This is a genomic window from Kitasatospora viridis (genome assembly GCF_007829815.1).
In the GTDB taxonomy this organism is placed as follows: domain Bacteria; phylum Actinomycetota; class Actinomycetes; order Streptomycetales; family Streptomycetaceae; genus Kitasatospora; species Kitasatospora viridis.
In genome coordinates this window covers 174,785-195,561 of record NZ_VIWT01000004.1, presented here as the reverse complement: position 1 = coordinate 195,561, position 20,777 = coordinate 174,785, and the positions used below count along the sequence as shown (strand labels likewise).

General features: G+C 72.1%; 21 protein-coding genes. 6 read left to right on the top strand and 15 right to left on the bottom strand.

The genetic code is table 11. The features are described from left to right. Positions 1 to 2 precede the first annotated feature (2 nt). The 12 genes from FHX73_RS45125 to FHX73_RS34535 all read right to left on the bottom strand — a co-directional run bounded on the left by FHX73_RS45125 (position 3) and on the right by FHX73_RS34535 (position 13,875). Positions 3 to 1,253: a class-II aminoacyl-tRNA synthetase family protein gene (locus FHX73_RS45125; protein WP_170305208.1), complete on the bottom strand. Its 1,251-nt coding sequence runs from the start codon at positions 1,251 to 1,253 to the stop codon at positions 3 to 5. After that, positions 1,250 to 1,480, bottom strand: coding sequence for a ferredoxin (locus FHX73_RS34580; protein ID WP_145909956.1), 231 nt, complete (start codon positions 1,478 to 1,480; stop codon positions 1,250 to 1,252). Before FHX73_RS34580 ends, FHX73_RS45125 begins: the two co-directional genes overlap by 4 nt. After that, complete coding sequence (locus FHX73_RS34575) at positions 1,477 to 2,682, bottom strand: cytochrome P450 (protein WP_145909955.1); 1,206 nt, start codon at positions 2,680 to 2,682, stop codon at positions 1,477 to 1,479. Before FHX73_RS34575 ends, FHX73_RS34580 begins: the two co-directional genes overlap by 4 nt. Beyond that, positions 2,679 to 4,136 carry a glutamate--tRNA ligase gene (gene gltX, locus FHX73_RS34570; RefSeq protein WP_145909954.1) on the bottom strand — a complete coding sequence of 486 codons (1,458 nt, stop codon included), beginning with the start codon at positions 4,134 to 4,136 and terminating at the stop codon, positions 2,679 to 2,681. Before gltX ends, FHX73_RS34575 begins: the two co-directional genes overlap by 4 nt. A gap of 7 nt (positions 4,137 to 4,143) precedes the next feature. Further along, positions 4,144 to 5,277, bottom strand: a complete 1,134-nt coding sequence (locus tag FHX73_RS34565) for a DapH/DapD/GlmU-related protein (RefSeq protein WP_145909953.1) — start codon at positions 5,275 to 5,277, stop codon at positions 4,144 to 4,146. Next, positions 5,274 to 5,897 carry a PIG-L deacetylase family protein gene (locus tag FHX73_RS34560; RefSeq protein ID WP_170305207.1) on the bottom strand — a complete coding sequence of 208 codons (624 nt, stop codon included), beginning with the start codon at positions 5,895 to 5,897 and terminating at the stop codon, positions 5,274 to 5,276. Before FHX73_RS34560 ends, FHX73_RS34565 begins: the two co-directional genes overlap by 4 nt. After that, on the bottom strand, positions 5,897 to 8,464 hold the full coding sequence (locus FHX73_RS34555) for a UDP binding domain-containing protein (protein WP_145909951.1): 2,568 nt from the start codon (positions 8,462 to 8,464) through the stop codon (positions 5,897 to 5,899). Before FHX73_RS34555 ends, FHX73_RS34560 begins: the two co-directional genes overlap by 1 nt. A gap of 73 nt (positions 8,465 to 8,537) precedes the next feature. Continuing rightward, entirely contained in the window at positions 8,538 to 10,046 is a 1,509-nt protein-coding gene (locus FHX73_RS34550) for a radical SAM protein (protein WP_145909950.1), read from the bottom strand. A gap of 54 nt (positions 10,047 to 10,100) precedes the next feature. After that, positions 10,101 to 10,550 carry a cupin domain-containing protein gene (locus FHX73_RS34545; protein WP_145909949.1) on the bottom strand — a complete coding sequence of 150 codons (450 nt, stop codon included), beginning with the start codon at positions 10,548 to 10,550 and terminating at the stop codon, positions 10,101 to 10,103. After that, entirely contained in the window at positions 10,547 to 11,365 is an 819-nt protein-coding gene (locus FHX73_RS34540) for a TauD/TfdA family dioxygenase (RefSeq protein ID WP_170305206.1), read from the bottom strand. Before FHX73_RS34540 ends, FHX73_RS34545 begins: the two co-directional genes overlap by 4 nt. Before the next feature lie 112 nt (positions 11,366 to 11,477). Further along, positions 11,478 to 13,319 carry a hypothetical protein gene (locus tag FHX73_RS45120; protein WP_170305205.1) on the bottom strand — a complete coding sequence of 614 codons (1,842 nt, stop codon included), beginning with the start codon at positions 13,317 to 13,319 and terminating at the stop codon, positions 11,478 to 11,480. 343 nt (positions 13,320 to 13,662) lie between these two features. Next, a complete protein-coding gene (locus FHX73_RS34535; RefSeq protein ID WP_145909947.1) occupies positions 13,663 to 13,875 on the bottom strand; it encodes a hypothetical protein in 213 nt (70 codons plus the stop codon). Positions 13,876 to 14,559: 684 nt separating this feature from the next. On the opposite strand from FHX73_RS34535, the gene serS reads away from it, so the two are divergent. Next, entirely contained in the window at positions 14,560 to 15,867 is a 1,308-nt protein-coding gene (gene serS, locus FHX73_RS34530; RefSeq protein WP_145909946.1) for a serine--tRNA ligase, read from the top strand. Here the strand turns inward: serS and FHX73_RS34525 are convergent. Further along, positions 15,864 to 16,334, bottom strand: coding sequence for a hypothetical protein (locus FHX73_RS34525; protein ID WP_145909945.1), 471 nt, complete (start codon positions 16,332 to 16,334; stop codon positions 15,864 to 15,866). The two genes, serS and FHX73_RS34525, sit on opposite strands and share 4 nt — an antisense overlap. A 24-nt stretch (positions 16,335 to 16,358) precedes the next feature. Then, positions 16,359 to 16,772: a hypothetical protein gene (locus tag FHX73_RS34520; protein ID WP_145909944.1), complete on the bottom strand. Its 414-nt coding sequence runs from the start codon at positions 16,770 to 16,772 to the stop codon at positions 16,359 to 16,361. A gap of 341 nt (positions 16,773 to 17,113) precedes the next feature. On the opposite strand from FHX73_RS34520, the gene FHX73_RS34515 reads away from it, so the two are divergent. The 5 genes from FHX73_RS34515 to FHX73_RS34495 all read left to right on the top strand — a co-directional run bounded on the left by FHX73_RS34515 (position 17,114) and on the right by FHX73_RS34495 (position 20,011). Beyond that, on the top strand, positions 17,114 to 17,380 hold the full coding sequence (locus tag FHX73_RS34515; protein ID WP_145909943.1) for a hypothetical protein: 267 nt from the start codon (positions 17,114 to 17,116) through the stop codon (positions 17,378 to 17,380). Between the two features lie 88 nt (positions 17,381 to 17,468). After that, the gene (locus FHX73_RS34510; RefSeq protein WP_246214072.1) at positions 17,469 to 17,879 is read left to right on the top strand and encodes a DUF3592 domain-containing protein; all 411 of its coding nucleotides are present in this window, start codon (positions 17,469 to 17,471) and stop codon (positions 17,877 to 17,879) included. Between the two features lie 703 nt (positions 17,880 to 18,582). Beyond that, a complete protein-coding gene (locus tag FHX73_RS34505) occupies positions 18,583 to 18,930 on the top strand; it encodes a VOC family protein (RefSeq protein WP_145909942.1) in 348 nt (115 codons plus the stop codon). 49 nt (positions 18,931 to 18,979) lie between these two features. Continuing rightward, entirely contained in the window at positions 18,980 to 19,462 is a 483-nt protein-coding gene (locus tag FHX73_RS34500; protein WP_145909941.1) for a nuclear transport factor 2 family protein, read from the top strand. 39 nt (positions 19,463 to 19,501) lie between these two features. After that, positions 19,502 to 20,011: a hypothetical protein gene (locus FHX73_RS34495; protein WP_170305204.1), complete on the top strand. Its 510-nt coding sequence runs from the start codon at positions 19,502 to 19,504 to the stop codon at positions 20,009 to 20,011. A gap of 74 nt (positions 20,012 to 20,085) precedes the next feature. On the opposite strand, the gene FHX73_RS34490 is transcribed toward FHX73_RS34495, so the two are convergent. Next, positions 20,086 to 20,691 (bottom strand): TetR/AcrR family transcriptional regulator, encoded by a 606-nt coding sequence (locus FHX73_RS34490; protein WP_145909940.1) that lies wholly within the window; start codon positions 20,689 to 20,691, stop codon positions 20,086 to 20,088. Between the last annotated feature and the right edge of the window lie 86 nt (positions 20,692 to 20,777).

The window sequence follows — 20,777 nt, the reverse complement described above, 5'->3', positions numbered from 1 at the left end:
GGTCACGCAGCACTGGAGCCGTCGCTGATCCGTCGCAGCTCGTCCGGCCAGGCCGCGGGGTCGGTGCCGTACTGCGCGAGTACCGCGTACGCCCAGCGTTCCAGGCCGAATCCCAGGCAGCAGCTCTGCGCCGGATTCCCGTCGGCCGTACGGATGTTCCAGGCACGGCCGAAGTGCTCGCCGTGGTGGTTGACCGAGCAGCCCGCCACCTCGGAGCCGTCGAAGGGCAGACTGAGCAGCAGTTCGTGCTTGACCTCCATGGCCAGCTGGTAGCTGCGCATCCGGGCGAACGCGTCCACGAAGAACGGATCACTGGCCGTCACCAGCCGTCCGTCGAGGGAGAGTTCGGCCAGCAGGCCGATGGTGAACTCCAGCAGTTCGGCGCGGATGGCGGCCACCTGGGCCGCGCTGCCCACCACGATCAGCTCGCGCACGCGGTACTCGGTGAGCCGGCGCAGGGTCTCGGTCGCACCGCTCTCGTACCGGTAGCAGGACGCCCGTCCGGTCACCACGACCGGCTCCCGCAGCACCTGGTCGGAGAGCGTGCGGTAGAACGGCTGGCAGGCCGCCGGGGCGAGGACGGCGTCCGGCGCGGCCGAGGTGCCCGGGAGCGCCCGCAGGTCCAAGGCGTCCGCCCCGTCGGGGATGCACTCGGCGGCGAACCGGGAGGTGGTCGACAGGCTCTCGTCCAGGTGGAAGACGAAGTGGGCGGTGTGCGCCGCCTCGGGGAGGGCGCCGGTGCGCAGCAGGGTGCCGGGGGAGGTGAGCGAGGGCAGCAGGACGGCCGCGGGGCGGAACCGCCCGAGCCGGCGGCGGAGGAACCCGTCGAGTCCCTCCAGCAGCCCTGCCACCAGGCCCGCGTAGCCGAAGACGCCGGGGGCCTCCGGGAGGACCCAGCGCCGGCTGACGAGGTCCGGGAACGGATCCGCCGCCGGCGCCGAGCGCAGCGGCCCCGCCGAGTGCCGGGCGACTTCCCGGGCGGTGAAGGCCGTCGTGCCCGCGAGGATGCCGGCGACGGCGCGGCCCAGGTCCCGCTCGATCGCGGCCAGGGGGCGCGGGCCCCGGTAGTCCACCACCAGGCACGGACCGTCCGCGCGTTCGACCAGGGCCACCTCCGCGATCTGCGGGGCCACCCAGTAGAGGTGCCGGCGCAGCGCTTGTCGGACGTCGGCCGGGACGTCGCGGGGCAGGGGCAGCTCGATGGTGCTCCGGAGCGACGTGCTGGCCGTCGTCGCCGTGTTCGTCGTTGTCATCCTCGTCTTTCTGGTTCGATCAGCCTGATCGCCTGCACCGGGCAGAACTGCGCGGCTTGCCGTGCCGTCTCGGCCGCCGTGCCGGCAGGTCTCCGGTCGGTGATCAGGACCCGTCCGTCGTCCGGGTGTTGGGCGAAGACGGCCGGGGCGGACAGCACGCACTGGCCGGAGCCGATGCACCGGGCCGGATCGGCGACCACCCGGGTCGCCTCGGCTCCCGCGGTCACCAGGTGACGTCCAGTCGGTGCACGCCGTAGAGACCCGCGTCCTCCTTGAACCGGACCTCCTCGTACGGCACGGCCAGGCGCAGGGCCGGGAGCCGGCGGAACAGGGTGCCGAAGACCGCGTGCAGCTCCAACCTGGCCAGGGTGTGGCCGAGGCAGTGGTGCACCCCGTGGCCGAAGGACAGGTGGCGGCGGGCGTCGCGGCCGCAGTCCAGTGCGTCGGGCCGGTCGAAGACGGTCGCGTCCCGGTTCGCCGAACTCAGCGAGGTGATGACCCCGTCGCCCGGTCGCAGGACGGTGCCACCGACCGTCAGTTCGGCGAGGACCGCCCGGGTCGGTGCGATGTGCACGATCGTCTGGTGCCGGAGCAACTCCTCGACCAGCCGCTCGACCGCCTCGGGATCCGGATCGTCCCGCAGGACTGCCGCCTCGTCCGGGTTGCGGAGCAGGACGAGGACACCCAGGGCGATCATGTTGGCCGTGGTCTCGTACCCGTTCACCAGCAACAGGCGCACCATGTCGACGATTTCGCCGGGGCTCGCCTCACCGGAGTCTCCGTGCTGCGTGATCAGTCGGCTGATCAGGTCGTCCCCGGGCCGTCGGCGCTTCTCGGCGACCAGCTGCTCCAGGTAGCCCATGATCTCCGCGTTGGCGGCGCGCACCAGTTCCGGTGCCCGGGTGAGGTCCATCCGGGCCGCCGTGCGGGTTTCGAAGAACTCGTGGTCCGCGTACGGGACGCCGAGCAGCTCGCAGATGACGAAGGAGGGCACCGGCAGCGCGAGCGCCCGGACGAGCTCGGCCCGGTTGCCCGCCGAGACCATCGCGTCGATCGCCCGGTCCACGGTCCGCTGGACGACCGGCCGCAGCCGGGCGATCCGCTCCACCGTGAACTCACCGCTGAGCATGCGCCTGAACCGGCCGTGCTCCGGCGGGTCCAGGTGGTTGAAGGAGCCGTGCCCGTCCGGCGCGGCGGCCCGTCCGGCGCTCAGGAAGGGGTATCCCGGGCTGCGCGGGTCGGCGCTGACCCGCGGGTCGGCCAGCACCGCGCGCACGTCCGCGTGCCGGGTCACCAGCCAGGCCTCGCTGCCGTCCCACAGGCGCACCGGACAGACCGGCCGGTCCGCGCGCAGCTCGCCCAACACCGGTGGCGGGTCGAGCCGTTCGCCGCGGCGCAGCGGATAGTCGAAGAGCGGGTCGCCCGTCATCCGTGCACCCCGATCCCCGACAGGGCCGGTTCCGCCGCCGGTTCCGCGCCGCTCCCGCCGATGGCCGCGGCCAGCCGGCGCCCGCACTCGGCCCGGCCGAGCACGGCCAGGACGGCGAAGATGTTGGGGCTGCGGACGTCTCCGCAGACGGCCAGCCGCAGGGCCCGCAGCGCCGCAGTGCCGCCCGCGTCGTCCTGCGTGACGGCCTGGACCTGCTGCCGGAGCGCGGCGGCCGTGAAGGGCCGGACCTGCGCCAGGGCCGTCGACAGCGTGCCGAGCAGCCCCGCCAGGCCCAGCAGTTCCGCACGCAGCTGCGGACCGTGCTGCGGTGCCCGGAAGAAGTAGGCGTGCTGCTCGGCGAGTTCGCGGTACGTGCGGCTGTAGGGCTGGCACAGCTCCACGATCTCCCGGCGCCGCTCGGCGGGGGGCACCGGGAGCCCGAGTGCGCGCAGGTGGGGCGTCAGGGCCTCGGCCGCGTCCTGCGCCGGCTGCCTGCGCAGGTGCCGGCCGCTCAACCACCGGAGCCGGTTGGGGTCCGCCGTCCTGACGGACCGTCGGATCGCCTTCAGGTCGAACTCCGCGGTGAGATCGGCCAGGGTGAAGAGCTCCGCACCGCCGGACGGCTGCCAGCCGATGCCGGCGGCGTAGTTCACCACGGCGTCGACCGGGACGCCTTGGTCCCGCAGTTCCCGCACGGGAGTGCTCCAGCCGCCGCGGGAGATGGCCGGGACGTGCGCGAAGACCGGTGGCTCCCACCCGAACGCCCGGTAGAGCAGCACGTGCTTCGGCGTGCTCGACAGCCACGAGTCGGAGCGCACGACATGGGAGATGCCCATCAGGTGGTCGTCCACCACGGAGGAGAAGTGGTAGGTCGGGAATCCGTCGGACTTCAGCAGGACCTGGTCGTCCAGTGCGCTGAGCGGGACCCTCGCGTCGCCGGCGATCTCGTCCGGCACCAGGATCTCGCCCGCACCGTCCTGCGGGACCCGCATCCGCACGACGTTCGCCTGGCCCCCGGCGGCCCGCTCGGCCGCCTCGTCCGGACTCAGCGCGCCGCACCTGCCGTCGTAGCGCGACCGTTCGCCCAGGGCGCGCTGCCGCTCACGGTCGCCGGCCAGCCGCTCGGTCGAGCAGAAGCACCGGTAGGCGGCACCGGACCGGAGCAGGGCCCCGGCGTGCTCCCGGTAGTGGCCGAGCCGCTCGGACTGGACGTACGGGCCGCAGCCACCGCCCTTGACCCCGCCCTCGTGGTAGTCGATCCCGGTCCACTCCAGCATCGCGTAAAGGTCGTCGAGCAGTTGGGCGTTCATCCGGGCCTGGTCGGTGTCCTCGATCCGGACGCCGAACGAACCGCGCCGGCCGACCGCGAAGGCGTAGTTGAACAGCGCCATCCGCAGCGCCCCCACGGACAACGGACGCTTCAGGCTCGGGCCGATCATCACTCGCACCGTCATGGCCGGCTCACTCCTCAATCCCTGATTCGCGCAGGCGCCGCAGACTCAGCGGTGCTCGTTGGTACCCCTCGTAGCGGAACCGCAGGCCGATGGAGAACAGGTGGTTCCGCAGCGCCTCGGACAGCTCGCTGCCGGTCCCGGTCAGTACTCTGCGGCCGAGGTCGAAGACGCACTCGGCGCCGCCCCGGGAGGCCGGCGCGGCCAGGTGCAGCAGGTGGTCCGGGGTCAGCCGCAGGTGCGCCCCGTCCGGCCCGTCGACGGCCCGCTCACCACGGGGACCGGTGCGCCAGGCCGCGGTGGGCCACTGCCGGGCGGTGAAGGAGCCCAACGCTTCGAGCAGGACCGGTAGCGGCGATTCGGGCTGCGGATGGATCCGCAGCGTCCGGGCCGGCACTCCGCCCACCAACGCGCGGGGCGCAACGTCACGCACCACCACCGAGCCGGCCGCGACGGTGGCGCCGTCCGCCACCGTCACACCGGGCGAGACGACGCTGCGGGTGAAGACGGCCACGCCGGACCCCACGGTGACCGGCCCGGAGCTGAACGGGAACCCCTCGGTGGCCGGTTGCCAGTGGGCGTGCGTCGCGATCGTGCAGTCCATGCCGATGGCCGTGTCGTCGCCCAGCACGACGGGCCGTGCGGTGTTGATGTGCGAGCCGCGCCCGACGTGGCAGCGGTCGCCCGCCTGGAACCGCCCGTCACCCGTGCGCCAACCGCCGCCGCCGATCTCGGCGCCGCGGTTCATCCAGAACTCGGTGCCGACCTCGATGCTGCCGGCCTTCAGCACCGCGTCCCGGCTGATCTTGGTGTGCGCACCCAGCCGCACCGTGGTGAGGGCGCGGACGACGACGTCCGGGAAGAGGACGCAGTTCCGGTCGAACTCGACCTCGCGCGCCGAGATGCGGCACCGGTCGCCGATCTCCGTCCCCGCCTCCAGCACCACCCGGTCGGCCTCGATCCGCACGCCCCGGCCGAGGACCACCCCGGCGCCGATGGTGAGCTCGGCCGCGCGGATCCGGCTGCCCCGGCCGATGCGGACGCCGGCCGCGATCCGCGCACCGCCCAGCCGGTGCCGCCAGGCGCCCGCCAGGCCCTCCACCACCGCCGGCCGGGCAGCGGCGTCCCGGCGCGTGCCGGTCACGAGAGCTCCATCCGCTGGACCACGCAGCTGAAGGCCTCCGCGTACCGGCAGCCGATCCGGTCGCCGTGGTAGCGCGCGCGGGCCGTGAGCTGCTCGGTGTACTTCTCCGCGGCTGCCTGTGACAGGTGGCAGGCCACGGCCCGGAGCCGGCGCTCGAACTGCGCCGAGACGTCGACGTAGGTGTCGACCGGGAACGGGGAGGCCGACGGCGCGTACTGGTTCGGCTGCTCGCACATGAACAGGTCGGCGTGGCTGCCCCGCATCGCGGAGATCGCCGCGCGCGCCACCAGCACGTGGTCCTGGTGGGTGTCACCGAGCCAGTGGGTGAAGACCCGCTGCGGTGCCAGCCGTCGAACGTGCCGGTCGAACTCCCTGACGAGCTGGTACGCCGTCAAGTCCTCCACCTGCCAGTGGCCGTCGTGTTCCAGGACGTGCGCCCGGGCGCCCAGCACGTCGGCGCCCCGCTGGACCTCCGCCAACCGCCGGTCCCGGTGGTCGGGCACGGAGGCCACCACGATGTGGACGTCCCACCCGTGATCGGCCAGGGCGGCGAGCGTGCCGCCCAGGCAGATCTCGGCGTCGTCCGGATGAGCAGTGAAGGCCAGCGCCGTGCGGCTCATCACCACTCCCCGAGCATGGCGGGAAGCACGCACCCCGCGCCGAGCGCCGTCTCGACCACGACCTTGATCCATCGGCCGTACGCGTGGAAGGAGGGGTACTCGTGGAGCCGGTAGCGGTCCTCGGTGCGGGTGCCGGCCCGGGACAGCCGCCAGTCGGTGAGCCCGCGGACTTCGGTGACCGCGTCGGGCGTCGCGACGTCGATGTCCATCAGGGAGCGCAGGGCGGTGGTCACCCCGGCGACCACGTGCCCGCGGTGGTGCGCGTGCTCGTTGACGTACAGGCCGCGGGCCCCCAGGTCCTCCGGGGCCGCGGGCGGCGCGCCGTGCTCGCCCGCACCGCCGGCCTTCTTGGCGACCCGGGCCTTCTTCGCCGCGTGGTGCGCGTACATGGCCTTGCGGATCGACCGCAGGTCGCCGACGCCCGGGTACTGGCTGGGGCGGAAGGCGGGGTTGAAGACGACGTAGATCCCGAAGTCGTCCTTCTCGAAGGTCCCGGGCCGGTCGATCCGGGTGCCGCGAGGGCACATCAGGGTCGCGTGGTCGGACGGGTGCCGCGGGTCCGCCACCGCCGCCGCCATGATCGTCTCCAGCAGGCCCATCGGGTGCCCGTGACGGTCGAGCTCGGCCAGGGTGGCCGCACGCAGCAGCGCGCTCACCTCCGTGGCCGGGGGCAGCACCGTGCCGGGGTGGCGGTCCGTCAGCTCCTTCGCCAGGCCCTCGGGCAGCGCGCCCGCCGCGAACTCCTCGGCGGGCAGCAGCAACTCCCTGCGGTGGTAGCTCTGTCCGTCGATCTCCAGGATCCGGGAGTAGTGCCGGTCGATCCGGTCGCGCAGCGCGGGCAGCGCGTCGGCCACCTCCCACCACGGATGGTCGGCCGCTCCCGGCCCCGTCTGCCCGGCGGAGTCGCCCACCCGGGCGAGGGCGGCCAGGTAGTCGGCGTGGAGCTCCCCGAGCCGGGCCGTGACGACCTCCAACTCGGCCGAGACGCCGACCTGCTCCAGGCGGACCCCGGCCCGGCCGACGGCGTAGAGCGCACAGACCAGTCGGAGGTCGGCGGTGGACCACGACTCGACCCGCCGGCCAAGCAACTCTGCGACGTGATCGGCGACTTGGGGAATGGTTCGGGCCGCCCCCGCCAGCTCCAGCGTCAGGTGCCGGCGGTCCAGCGAGGTGACCCGCCGCACCGCCGCCGCCACCTGCTCGACGGGCAGCGCTGCGAGGAACTCGCGGTCACGGTCGATCCCCTGGCCCGGCGCCCTGCCCGGTCGGCCGCCGGCGTAGAAGCCCGGACCGCCGACCTCCAGGTACTGCGGACCGGAGGCCGGGACCCGGCCGCGCCAGAGCCCCAGGTTGTCGACCACGCATTCCGCCGTGCCCAGGTGGACCGACAGCTCGGCCGGTGTGATGTCCAGGTACTCCTGGTGGCCGGTCATCAGGACGACGCCGTCGCAGTCGGACAGTCCGTCGGGGAAGCGCAGCGGCTGCGCGCCGGTGATCGACTCGATCTCCTCGTCCGAGTAGAGCGGGTCGTGCACCAGGACCCGCGCGCCCTGACCGGCGAGTTCGTGGGCCAGCCGGACGGTAGGCGAGCGGGTGTGGACCTTCATGCCCGGTGCGTAGGCCAGCCCCAGCACCCCGACGGTCCGGAAGCTGCCGTGCGCCCGCAGGGCGTTCCGGGTGTCGGTGAACAGCTTCTCCTCCGCCGCGTGCAGCTCGGCGGCCAGCGGCTCCAGGCCGTTCTCGGCCGCCAGGTAGTCCTTGGCCAGCGGCACGCAGTAGCCGCCGATGCCGAGCGAGGGGTGGTACTCCGGCATGTTCCACTTGGTGCCGGCCAGGCGCAGCACGGAGGCGACGTCGTAGTCCGGGAGCGCCGAACCCAGCTCGTTGGCGAGCAGGATGCCCCGGTAGCGGTAGTAGTTCTCCACCACCTTGACCAGCGACGCGTGCCGGGCGTCCGGCGCCTCCAGCACCTCGGTGCAGATCGGGGAGTAGAGCGCCCGCAGCAGCTGGAGGCCGGCCGGACTGTCGGCACCGATGATCTTCGGTAGCGAGGCCATCGTGTGGCCGGGGGCGGTGAGCCAGTCGCGCCGCGGCGAGGCACCGACGTGGTAGTCGGTGCCGTGCCGCAGGCCGGCCCCGGCCATGGTCCGGTGGACGATCGAGTCGATCCAGCCGGGTGCGATCGTCGACTCGATCACGAGGTGCAGCGGGCGGGCCGCACTCTCGGTGGCGATCCGTCCGACCACCGCGCGGAGCACGCTGTCGTCGATCTGTCCGGCGCGCTCGGTGGGGATGCACAGGACGTGCACCGGGTGGTCCGCGCCGAGCAGCTCGGCCGGCTCGGAGGTCGCCCGCAGGAGGCCCGCCCGGACCTCCTCGCGGTAGCTGTGGGGCAGTTCGGGCAGGTGCTGGAACGGCAGCTCTCCCGCGTTCAGCCGGGCCACCCGCTCGGTGTCGATGTCCGCGATCAGGCAGCGCTGACCGACCCGGGCGAGTTCCCCGCCCAACGAGTAGCCGATCAGGCCGAGGCCCCAGACGGCTACTTCCACTCCTGTCAGATCGTCCATGAGATTCCTGTCGAGTACCGGGGGGTGCGGTTGCCGCGGCGCGGGCGGCGGTGCTGGGAGAGCTGCCGGTCCGTCATTCCGCGTGGTGCTGCTGCGAACGGAGGTGGAGGTCGTCCAGGCGGTCGAGCAGCGTCGGGTCGTGCTGGAAGATGGAGTCGAGCAGCCACATCGAGATCTTGGCCAGGTGGCGGTCCACCTCGCACTTGAAGCCGTCGGGCCCGCCGAACAGGTCGCCGTAGAGGATCTCCCCGTCGTGGAAGCAGGAGCCGCCGCAGACGTGCCGGATGTCGCAGCCGGCGCACACGTTCGCACTGGTGACACCGGCGGTGGAGTCGATCTGCTCGAAGAACGCGGTGCCGTCGAGCTGCCGGTGCAGGTGCGCGGGCACCGAGGCGCCGCGCATCTTGGGCTCCTCGCCGGCCAGCTTGAGGGCCCGGATCCCGGGCTGACCGGTCAGCTGGGAGACCTCCGGGCCGGAGGGCACCGAGGCGGAGGTGGCCTGCAGCTGGTCCCGGGTGCGGATCCCGAGCGGCACGTCGACGGTCTTGCTGGTCACCTTGCCGATCCGCTGCGTGCCGTCGGTCGTGAAGCGGTGGCAGAGGTTGACGTTGCCGTCCACGTCGACGTTCACGTAGGCCGTGCCGGCGCCGCACCGGTTGTGCCGCTTCTCCAGGGTGCGGAAGTTGCCGAAGTACTTGTAGAAGTCGGCCAGGTACCAGACGTCGCCGCTCAACAGCTGGTCCCGGTAGGTGACGGCCAGCCGGTCGTAGGCGGCCAGCAGCCGGGCGAGCTTCTCCTCCTTGGCCACCGCGATCTCCGGAACGGCCGTTCCGACCACGGCGAAACGCACCATCTTGACGCCGAGGCTGCGGAAGAGCTCCGCGTACTCGTCCACGTCCAGGTTCTCCGCCGTCAGGGTGGCGTTGATCATGGTGTCCGGGTCCACGGCCAGGAACCGTCCGACGTTGCGCACCACCGCGTCGTAGGTGCCGGTGCCGTTGCGGAACACCCGGAAGGTGTTGTGGGCCGCACGCGTCCCGTCCATGCTGATCGACACCGTCATCCGGTGGTCCGTCAGCATCTTGGCGATGTCGGCGTTGAACAGCGTGCCGTTGGTGTTGATGCTCATGTAGATCCGCTTGCCGCTCTGCCGGGCCTTCTCCTCGGCGTACAGCGCGGCCTCCCGGATCACCGGGACGTTCATCAGCGGCTCGCCGCCGAGGAAGCGCAGGTAGACCTCGGGCTTCTGGCCGGCCTGCTCGAACAGCCAGTCGACGGAGCGCCGGGCGGACTCGCTGTCCATCAGCTTGCGGTCACGGCCGCCGTACAGTCCCTGCTTGGCGAAGCAGTACGGGCAGGCCATGTTGCAGTCGTGCGCGACGTTCAGGGTGATGAAGCTGATCCCGCCGGCCGGCATCGGGCGCAGCACCGGCTCGCGCGTGCTGACCTCCTCGAAGTGCTGGGCGAGGCGGGGGTTGTCCCGGCCGGTCGGCCGGAACTTCAGGGACTTGGGCTCGAACGCGTAGCTCTCGCCCTGGTAGGAGAACTCTCGGAGGTCAGCGAGGGCGGTGCCGCTGCTCACAGGTCGTTCCTTTCACAACATCGGGTGGTGGCTGGATCGGAGGCCGGGCGTGGTTCAGTCGCTCGGCGTGGTGTGGTCGCGGTAGGGCGCGGAGACCCCGCCCGACATGGGTGGCGCGTAGACGTGGAAGGTGACCGCCCGCTCCGGACCGTCGTTGCGCATCCGGTGGTGCGCTCCGCGCGGCGTGACCAGGACCTCGGCAGGGCCGAGGACCCGGGTGGCGCCCTCGCTCTCGGCGGTGATCCGCCCCTCGACCACGATCACCACCGACTCGGAGACACCGTGGTCGTGGTACGAGCTCTGCTGGCCGGCCTCCCAGCCGACGACGATGACGTCGCACTGCTCGGAGGCGTGCAGCCGCTGGACGGCGCGGCCCGCCGGGTCGAACCAGCGCAGGGCGGCCAGGTCCATGCTGGGCAGGGCGAAGTCGGCTCCGGCGGGCTGCCGGTCTTCGCGGGGCGAGCCGGAGTCGTCGGCGGCCGGTGTGGTCGGGGTCGCGGTCATGCGGCGGGCTCCTCCGTGGTCGGGGCGCTGTCGCCCATGCAGATCTCGGTCACCCGGCCCGAGCCGGCACACGCCAGCCGGGCGTGCAGCAGGCGCCAGTTGGAGAAGAGCAGGACGTCTCCCGACTCCAGGCGGACCTGCGGTGCCAGATCGGTCGCGTCGGAGCAGAGGTCGAGGAAGTCGTCGAACAGCCGCTCGTCAGCCGGGGAGAGGTCGAGGTGGCTGCCCTTCGTGGCGCCGTGCCGGTCGAAGATCCGGCACGGCGCCGCCGGGTCGGCGGCGACGGCCAGCTGGGTCGACGCGGTCGCGTCGACCTCCAGACCGCTGCCCTCGACCCAGGGGCCGAGGTGCCTGGCCTCCATCGAGAGCGTCCGACGGGCCGTCAGGAACCGGATGATGTCGTCGCGTCCCAGCTCCCGGAGCCGGGCGAAGACGTCGTCGATGTGCAGCAGGAGGTTCTCCCCGCCCGCGCTGTCCGGGGTGACGCACCGGATGACGGTGAACTCGGGTGGGACCAGGTAGCGCGACATGTCGGTGTGGAAGCGCAGGGTGCGCGGACGGTAGGCGGTGTACACCGGGGTGTCGTCCTCGGCATCCACCACGCAGCGCCAGTAGCCGCCGGCCCAGGACGGGTGGTCCCGCCACAGGCGCATCCACGGCACCGCCTGGCGCACCGCCGGCAGGGTGTCCGGGGCTTCGAGGGCGGCTGCCCGGACCAGCACCGCGCCTTCGCGCAACTCGGCGGCGTCGACGGGGGCCCGGCGCAGCTCTTCGGGAGTTTCGACGATCCTCAGTCGAGACGGGTTCTGGGGCAACGCACTTCCCTCCAAGGTGTTCACTGTGGTGGTCGCGACGTGCGGACGACCGGTCGGCGTGGTTCGGGCCGTGCCGGGTTCGGGCCGTGCCGGGTTCGGGAGGCGCCGGTGGTCAGCCGGTTGCCCGCACGACCCGCACCGACTTCCGGGCGACCAGCACCGCTCCGTCGGCCACCATCGGCGCGAGCAGGAAGTAGCGGCCCGGGCGGGCGTCGGCCGGGGGGCGCCAGCTGAGCGCCAGCGCCAGGTCGTCGTCGACGTCCGTCGCGACCGCTTCCGTGCCCTGATCGCCGAACGGCCACGGGGTCGGTTGGACGAAGAGCCCGGCCCGCGCGTGCTGGACACCTCCCGCGGGGAGCGCCCCGCAGCGGATGGTGAAGTCCGCGGACTGACCGGCCGTCACCTCGTCCGGCCCGTACAGCAGAACGGACTCGAACGCGGCATCCGCGTCGCTGACGACGGTGCAGCGGCCGCAGCGCACCACGGCGCGGGCCGTCGCCCGGCTCGGCAGCTGGTAGACGTCGTACTCCGCCGGAGAGCCGCACAACGGGCAGGCCCGCACCGACGACCTCTCGGGCGCCAACGGCATGTAGGCGTAGTGGTGGTGGATCACGCCACCGACGTGGCGGAGCACCCCGCTCAGGCAGCCGAACAGCTCGTCATTGAGGACCCGCCAGTTCTCGGTCTCCTGCGCCAGCTGCGCCCGGTACGAGTCCAGGTCACCCGAGAGGGCGATGAGCGGGCGCAGCGAGAGCTGCAGGGTGCTCAGGTACCCCAGGGTGGCGCGGACCCGCTCGGTCGTGCTCTCCGGGTACCGGAAGGCGGCGTTGGCGGGATGCATCTGGGCGAGCTGGAAGAACATGTCGGTGAAGGTCAGCCGGTCGACCGCGCCGATCTCGCGCAGCAGCACGGCGAGTTCGCTGCCGGTGGGGCGCACGTCGTCGACCCGGACGGCCGCACCGGCGTCGCGCCTCAGCAGGAGCGCCTGCGTGCCACCGGCCAGCGGCCGCAGCCACAGGTCGGCGACGGCCCCTGGTGCGCTCGCCTCGGCGGGTCGTTGCTCCACCACGACCACGGGGGCACTCTCGTGCTCCGCCGGGCGCCGGTACAGGTGGAGCCCGGCCGAGACCGTCGAGCCACTGCCGACCTCCGACACCGAGCCGGGCATCGGCAGCGACTTCCGGGGGTCCCCGAAGAGGATCCACGGCGGCAGGGTGCCGGCCGGAGCCCCGCTCAGGTAAGCCTCGTTCAGGGCTGCCACGACCGCGCCGAGCGGCTGGCCGGCCTCGACCCGGGCGCAGGCCGCGAGCACCTCCAGGTCGTCGATCTCGGCAGCTCGGATGGTCGTGATGACCTGTGGGGCGCCCGTGGGGCGCTCCAGCAGGCCGGCCAGCAGGCCGCCCCGCGGATCGAAGACGGAATCCGCCATGAGCGCGCCGTAGCAGGTGCCCCAGAAGACGATGTCACCGCCGAGGTCACGGGTGGCGGTCAGTTCGGGTTCGCGGAGTTCGCCGTCGACGGGGCGGCTCCGGACGCAGGGACCGCCCTGTCCGCAGGGCAGGTAGTCGGCGAGGACGTCGGATGGCGCCATGGTGAGCCGGCCGCAGAGCAGACCGTCGCCGAACGGGGCGTCAGCGCCGTTGCCGTGGGTGAGCAAGGCCATGGTCCGGCGGGCCGCTGCCAGGGCCGGGCCGGGCCGTTCGGCGTCGTGCGCCACGATCTCCAGGCCGCCGAACTGTCCGGGCAGGCCGGAGGCGGTGGCCTCGCCGTTCCAGAACGTGATGCCCGCAGGGCGCTCCGACGTCCAGGAGTGGATGGCTCCGGCGTGCCGCTGCGCCGCCGCCGAGCCGCGCCAGGAGTCGATGAAGCCGCACTGGGTCCCACTCTCCTGGGCGACCCGCAGCAGTTCCGAGACCTCCGCGAAGGTGATCTCCGAAGTGAGTGAGAGCAGCACCGGGCCGGTCGACTCCCGTATTGCCTCGCCGACCTCCCGGAGGGTCGGGACAGCGGTCGCCGATAACCCCTCAAGGCCCCCGAAAACTTCTGCGGCTGCCACCCCGGAGTCCAACGCGATAATTCTCAGATCCGAGCGGCCCATTGTTCCTCGGTCATTTCTGTGGCATCAACGAGAGCGGATGGCTCTGGCTGGAAATCTGTTCGTCGAAAATATCCGCGCGGGCGCTGGATGACATTTCCCCTGCGCACCCACCCTGCCGCGGAGCGGGCAGGGTGGGGCGTGCCGCAGTGGCACGGCCGGGTTCTCGGTGTGCTCCGGGCCGTACCGCTACCGCTGTTGATCAGGCGAAGTACATGCCGCTCGGCCGTGCGGTGTCGGCCACCAGGCGGTGTGCCGTCGATGCGGTGGCGTGCGCCGCACCGTGGGTGCCGACGGTCGCCGCGCTGGCCGCGGCCACCGGCGCCATGGTGGCGATCGCGGCGATGCCGGCGATCGCGGCAGCCCGGGCCACCCAGCCGGCAGACTGCGCTGCGATGCGGTTATTCGTGTCCACTCGAACCTCCTCAGGTGTTGCGTCCAGCCTTTTTGGCAAGATCGCCTGGGAAAGGCTAGCCGGGGCTCCTGCCGATGTGCACGGGAAATATATCCGGGAGTGAACTATGGCCGGATTCGATGAGGATCGACTACGCACTGCCAGCAAAAGCACCAGTGCTTCTTGTGGAAATGGATACACCTCCCCCCTCCCGGTGAAATTGTACTGTGACATTTCACACTGCGCAAGCGGTTGGCACACTGACATCCGGGCATCTCGGACGCCGGGGTGATCAGTTTCAGCCAACCGGCCATTCTGTTGCATGCATGACAATCCGCTGGTCCAGCCGGAGCCCTCGCCGAGCCCGGCTGACATCCGTGCGGCGATTCCTCGTTGCCCGCGCCGGCACCGCCGGTCTATCCTCACCGCAACGCGCTGACGGAGCCAAGTATCCGCAGGGCACGCGAGCAGAGAGAGCTGCCGGTTGCTGGGAAGGCGGCCTCGCGTCCTGTGGTGAATCCCCTCCCGAGCGCGGGGAGGAACGGCCGCTCGCGGCCCAATGCCCCGCCGGTTCGCTCCCGTTACCGAGCTGTCGAGGTCGCCACCTCCGGGTGGCGGCGAAGGCGTGGTGGCACCGCGAGTTCCCTTCTCGCCCACGCCCCCAAGGGGTCACGTCGGAACTCCGACTGATCGATGGGACCCGGAATGCTGGACATCACCCTGCTCCGCGAACACCCGCAGCACGTCCAACGCGCCCTGGCGAAGCGGGCGTTGCACATCGACCTCGCCCCCTTCCTCGCCCTGGACGAGAAGTACCGGCGCGGCACGACCGAGGTCGAGAGGCTGCGGGCCGAGCGGAGGCGGATCTCGCGCGAGATCGCGAGGCAGGACCGGGCGGACCCGGACGCCACCGCCAGGCGCGCCGAGGCCACCGAGCTCGGCGTCCGGCTGGCCGCGCTCGAAGCGCGGCTCGCCCTGCTGGCCGCCGAACGCCAGGTGTTCCTCGACCAGTTGCCCAACCTGCCGGATGCGGACGTGCCGACGGGCGGCAAGGAACAGAACCAGGTCATCCGCGAGTACGGCACCCGGCCGGCCTTCGACTTCGAGGCGCAGAGCCACACCGACCTCGCCCGCAGCCTCGCGTTGATCGACTACGAGCGGGGCGCCAAACTCGGCGGCACCGGCAACTGGGTGTACCGCGGCAACGGCGCGCTCCTCGAATGGGCGCTGCTCAACTACTTCGTCGAGACCCACGTGCGTGACGGCTTCGAGCTCGTGCTGCCACCGCACCTGTTGACGTATCAGGCGGGCTACACCGCAGGGCAGTTCCCGAAGTTCGCCGAGGACGTCTTCGCGGTCGAACAGGGGCCGGACGGGCCGCAGCGGTTCCTGCTGCCGACCTCGGAGACCGCGCTGGTCAACCTGCACCGTGACGAGGTCCTGGCGGAGCGGGAGTTGCCCCGGAAGTACGTCGCCTACTCGCCCTGCTACCGGCGCGAGGCCGGCAGCCACCGGGCCGCCGACCGGGGCACGCTCCGCGGGCACCAGTTCAACAAGGTCGAGATGTTCCAGTTCACCCGCCCAGACGCCTCCGACGCCGCCCACCAGGAACTACTGGACAGGGCAGCCGCTTTGGTCGAAGCCCTCGGCCTGCACCACCGGATCACCCGGCTGGCCGCGGAGGACACCAGCGCCTCGATGGCCAAGACCTTCGACGTCGAGGTCTGGCTGCCCAGCATCGACGCCTACGTCGAGGTCAGCTCGGTGTCGAACGCCCGCGACTACCAGGCCCGCCGCGGCAACATCCGCTACCGCCCGGCCGACGGCAAGCCCGCCCACGTGCACACGCTCAACGGGTCGGGGCTGGCCACCAGCCGCCTGGTGCCGGCCCTGCTCGAACAGCACCAGCAGCCGGACGGCACCGTGACGGTGCCGGCGGTGCTGCGGCGGTGGCTGGGGTGCGAAGCACTGGCTCCGGCAACATCCCAATGGGCGAGCCGAGTTGGCGGCTAGAGACCCAGGTCGGCCACGAAGACGGAGAAGGCGGGCGCCACCGTGCGCCACTCGCACAGACGCGGGTCCGTCCAGAAGTCACTGCCGATGACGCGGGGGTCCAACGGATCGGTCCGGTAGTCCAGTGCGAGGGCGACGTCGTCCCCAGGCCTGCTGTTCACCGCGATGTACACCGCCTGCTCGACGTCCAGCCAGGGCAGTTCCACCGGCGCACCGCCGGTGGAACTGCCCCGCGCCTGCCGGAAGAAGGCGAAGGACGGGCCATCGGCGAACATGTCCATCGAGCCGCACTCGAACTCCATCTCCCTCGTACTGGTCAGGAAGTCGAGCGGGTCCTTGAACCACGGAATGACCTTCGCCAGCGTGGCCGCGCCCGGATGCCGCCACCGCCCCTCGGCAAGCAGGGACGCCAACTGTGCGGGAAGGGCCAGTCCACGGACCGTCAGTTGCCCCGTCAGATGCTCCATGACGGACAGCGTGGCACACCCGGCTCAGCCACGGGCAGCGAGCCGTCGGTGCAGCAGCCCGCGCAGCCGGGCGGACGCGCCCGCGAGGGCCCCGAGCTCGCGCACCTCGTCCGCTTCGAGTTCGACCCGCTCCGCCAGCGCCAGCACGGCGGCATACGGCCGTTCGCCCTCCGCGAGCTTCGACGCCGTGGCGTCCAGGACGGCCCGCAGGACGACCCGGTCCGCCCCGGGGTGCTCGGCCAGGAGGTGCAGGAGCCGGTTGTCGTTCCAGGTGCTGTGGCGGGCCGCCGTCAGCTCCAGCAGGGCAACGGGCGGCGTGCGGGGATTGGCGGCCAACTCCTGCCAGACGAAGGGGTAGCAGCACCGCGCGAGTTGGTGCAGGACGGAACCGTCGGTCGAGGCACGCGCCAGATCAAGGTAGTCGGCAGGCGTGGGCACGCGGATCGGCTCCCGGGGATCGCTGAGGACGCCATCGTCCCACCCGGACTTCCACGCCGCGTGCGGCCCCGGCAACCTCACCGAGGCCCTCACGCTGTTCCGCACCTGGGCGACCGCGCACACCCCCTGAGCGCCGGTGAGCCCGGCGGGCGTCAAAACACCGTCAGTGATGGCACCTGCACAGTCAATGACGCGTCAGGAGCGCTTCCCGCGCGGGCGCTCCGGCCTAGGCTCGGTGGAATCACGTTCCCGGGCGATCGGCCCGAGGTCGCGTCGGACGTACGCGCCCGACGATTCCAACGCATCGGACGATGACGATGCTTCACGAAGGTGAGGTCCCCGTGACCGTTCTCGGCGCCTTCCACCGCCGCCCGCTCCTCCCCGCGCTGCCGGCCCGCGGACCGGCCTGCGCGGCCCTGTCGGCCGTCCTGCGGAGGCTGGCCGACAGCCCGCTCGACAGTGCCGTGCTCCAGGCGCTGGGCAGCCCGACCGCCTCCCGTGGCGCCGATCCGGTCCGCCGGACCGTCCGGATGCGCGCGAGCTGGCAGACCGTCACGGCGACGGACGGCACCAGTCAGCTCGAAGCCCGCTGGGTTCCCGAGTCCTGAGCCCCGCCCGGCGGTCGAGCTCAGTGCCGCGCCCTGGTGGCCACCCCGGGAACGGGGGGAGACTGGAAGCAGGTCAACGGGATCGGAGATGGGCCCAATGGTCGGCGTAGCGCTCTTCCTCGCCCTCGGCGGACTGGTCGCCTACCTGGCCGGCGTCACCGGGCTCAACGAGATCCGCCGCCTGCGCCGGGTCGGCGTGCCCGCCCTGGCCTTGGTGCGCTACCGCGTGCTCGGTCCTGACGACCACCCGCCGTCGGCACGTCCGCTGCTGCAGTTCAGCACCCCGGCCGAGCAGGTGGTGGAGGTGTTCTCCCCGGTGCTGTCCAGTCGGGCGCTGCCGCTGGTGCACGGCGGGCAGGTCTGGCTGCGCTACGACCCCGCGGACCCGCGCGAGGTGCTGCTCGAAGGTCGCGAGCGGCGCTCCGTCGAGCGCGCGTTCGTCATCGCGGGCGCCCTCGCGGTGCTGGCCGCCGTCGTGCTGGTGGCCGTCGTCGCCTGAGGCCGGCCGGCGTCGACCAGTGTGCGGAGCCCGGCCCCCACGCCGGGCTCCGCACACCACCCCCTCGCACCGAGGTGCGGTGGGCGCGCGGCACGGGTACGGCCGGTGGCTCGACCGAACCGGAGCCCGTCTCCCCAGACGGGTTCGTCTTCCCCGGTCCGACCGGGCCGGCCGGTCCCCGTTCCTTCATCCGCCGCGCAGTCCCGCACCTGGCCGCCGGTGGTCGTTCGCAGAAGTCGCCACCGGTGAACGGCACCGATCGGATTCCCCCACGGATCGATCCGGGCCCTTCGGGAGTCGACGCTATGCGGGCGGAATCCGGTCCCTCGCGTCCCTGACGCGTTCTTCGCGCTCCCGGGGGTGATCTTGACGCATCGCTGGCGGGCGGGCCGGGCCGACCGCTAGGAACCCGTCAGGGACCGCACCGCGCACGCCAGGAGAGCGTCAGGACGGCGCTGACCACCGGCTGTCCCCGCATAGCGTCAGCTGCGAGACAGGACGCTGCCTCGCCCGCATCCGGTGGGCGGAGGCGGGGTCCGGCCGATGGCCCGTTCTCGGGCCCGGTGGTCCACACCGGGCCGGCATCGGCGGCCAGTGGTGGGGTAGGGGGCGCGGCGGCTCTTGGCGGCTGCGCCCCCGGCACACTTCGCCGGAGCTGCTCGGCCCGGATCACTGACCCGTCGGCGGGGCTACGGTGTCCCGCATGAACAAGTTCACGATGGTCGAGTTCCCGACGTCCTCGGCCGGGCGGTCGGCCCGGTTCCTCGGCGCGGTCTTCGGTTGGGCCGCGACTCCGTACGGCCCCGAGTACCTGGACGTGGACTGCGGAGGTGGCGTCAGCCTCGGTTTCCAGCAGGACAGTTCGGAGGCGCCGGCCGCGCCGTTGGCCGTGATCCAGGTGGACGACCTCGATGCGACGCGGGAGGCCGTGGTCGAGGCGGGCGGCACGGTCACGGTCGAGGCGTTCGACTTTCCCGGCGGGCGGCGCTTCCACTTTCGCGAGCCGGGTGGGAACGAACTGGCCGTCTGGGTGCCCGTGGGCCAGGGGTGATGCGGAAAACCCGTTGCCCTCACGACCGTTGGTGCTGGTAGAACGGGGCATGGACGACAAGATCATTCCCCTGGTCGAGCGCATGCTCGCGGAACGCGCCTGCGAGCGCGTCATCGTGGACTTCATCCACCGGCTCGACCTCGGTGACCCGAGCTCGGTGGCGGAGCTGTTCACTGCGGACGGCTTCTGGTACTGGCCCCACGGGAACCGGCGCATCGAGGGGCGCGAGGCCTTGCGGCGGTACTTCGGCTCCCGGCCGGCGGACCGGCTGTCGCGTCGTCTGATGACGAACATCCTGGTCACGGTGGAGTCCGAGACGACGGCGCGGGCCGTGTCGTACCTGACGACGTATCGGGTCGACGGCTACGCGGGCGGAATGATCGAGCCCAGGCTTCCCGCTAATGTCGGGCATTACGAGGACACCTTCCGCAAGGTCGACGGCGCCTGGCTGCTCGCCGGCCGCACCGTCTTCCTCCCGTTCGGCGCCGACACGGAGCGACTGCGAACCGAGCGGCCCAGTGAAGGGGCTTAACTGTTCGACCGGACCGCGGCATCGGGCGATCATGGCGGTGTGACCTCGAACGAAGCAGCAGCCGATGCCCTGCAGGACCGCGCCGTGCTCTGGAGCATCGGCGCGGCCCCCGCGCACGAGGTCGTCACCGCCGCATGCGATGCCCTCGTCGCCGGACTCGACAGCCCCGCGCTGCTGGCCCTGGCATCACGCACACGAGGCGAAGCCGACTACGAGGTTCCCGGGATCCTCCCGGCGGCCCTCGAAGAACTCGGCCTCACCTACTACGCGCCGGGGAGCCGGGCCGGCGAGGAGGCTGCCGTGCGAGCTCTCGCCAACCAACTGCTGTCGGGCGAACTGACGCCGAGGGAACTCGCCCTCCGGGCCCATCAGCGCTTCGGCCATCGGCTTCCGCTGGCTGAACGGCTCGCCGAACTCGACGACGAGTACGACACCCTCGAATACAGCGGCAGAACACCCGCCCAGCTCGACGCCGACATCACGTCCGAGGCCCACCGCCTGGCTCGACGGCCTCGGAGTTCACCCGAACCCATGGACGCTCCAGCCTGAAGCACATCCCCGGACCCGAAAGCACGGCCTTCGTGCGTGCGAGTGCGTGCCGGCGCGTGACCACCGTGCCGGGCTCAGCCGAGGCCGGGCGCCTGCCGTTCGTCGGTCGGGTACACCGTGTCCAGCAGGTCGGCGACGAAGCGGTCGAGGTCGTCCAGGCCGGCGGCGGGGAGGGTGCTCGGGCCGTTGGCGAGCAGGTGGGGGATGGCGGCGTGCAGGGCGAGGGTGACGGTGGCGGCGCGCTGGGGGGTGACGGGTAGTCCGGCGGCGCGCTGGGCCAGTTCCAGGCCGGCGAAGTCGGCGGCGGCGATCGCGTCGAGGATCTCGGAGAGCCAGGGCTTGCGGGCGGCCTCGGACTGTAGTTCCAGGTAGGCGAGCATGCGGGGGCGGCCCGGGCCGGCGACGTTCGCGAGCAGGGCCCGGAGCAGGGTGGCCAGGCCCGCGCGGTCGGTGGGCGGGCCTGCGGCCGCCAGCTCCGCGGTGATCCGGTGGTACTGCTCCACGCACCGTTCGGCGATCGCCCGCAGCAGGCCGTCGCGGGTCGGGAAGTAGTTCTTGGCGGTGCCCGGCGGCACGTCGGCGGCGGCGTCGACCGCACGGTGCGTCAGGCCGCGTGCGCCCGCTGCGGCCAGGACGTCGACGGCCGCGTCGCGCAGCAGGTCCCGGCGGTCCTGATTCACCCTCAGTGCTCCTCGTTCCTCGGTGCCTTGCCCACCCTACCCCAGCCGTGGTACCACAGTTGTGGTGGTCCACAGACCGGGGAGGC

Coding starts and splice junctions, on each gene's coding strand:
- FHX73_RS34500 (WP_145909941.1), top strand. CDS start 18,980: ATGGACGACAAGATCATTCCCCTGGTCGAGCGCATGCTCGCGGAACGC.
- serS (WP_145909946.1), top strand. CDS start 14,560: ATGCTGGACATCACCCTGCTCCGCGAACACCCGCAGCACGTCCAACGC.
- FHX73_RS45125 (WP_170305208.1), bottom strand. CDS start 1,253: ATGACAACGACGAACACGGCGACGACGGCCAGCACGTCGCTCCGGAGC.
- FHX73_RS34555 (WP_145909951.1), bottom strand. CDS start 8,464: ATGGACGATCTGACAGGAGTGGAAGTAGCCGTCTGGGGCCTCGGCCTG.
- FHX73_RS34575 (WP_145909955.1), bottom strand. CDS start 2,682: ATGACGGGCGACCCGCTCTTCGACTATCCGCTGCGCCGCGGCGAACGG.
- FHX73_RS34510 (WP_246214072.1), top strand. CDS start 17,469: ATGGGCCCAATGGTCGGCGTAGCGCTCTTCCTCGCCCTCGGCGGACTG.
- gltX (WP_145909954.1), bottom strand. CDS start 4,136: ATGACGGTGCGAGTGATGATCGGCCCGAGCCTGAAGCGTCCGTTGTCC.
- FHX73_RS34560 (WP_170305207.1), bottom strand. CDS start 5,897: ATGAGCCGCACGGCGCTGGCCTTCACTGCTCATCCGGACGACGCCGAG.
- FHX73_RS34525 (WP_145909945.1), bottom strand. CDS start 16,334: ATGGAGCATCTGACGGGGCAACTGACGGTCCGTGGACTGGCCCTTCCC.
- FHX73_RS34505 (WP_145909942.1), top strand. CDS start 18,583: ATGAACAAGTTCACGATGGTCGAGTTCCCGACGTCCTCGGCCGGGCGG.
- FHX73_RS34545 (WP_145909949.1), bottom strand. CDS start 10,550: ATGACCGCGACCCCGACCACACCGGCCGCCGACGACTCCGGCTCGCCC.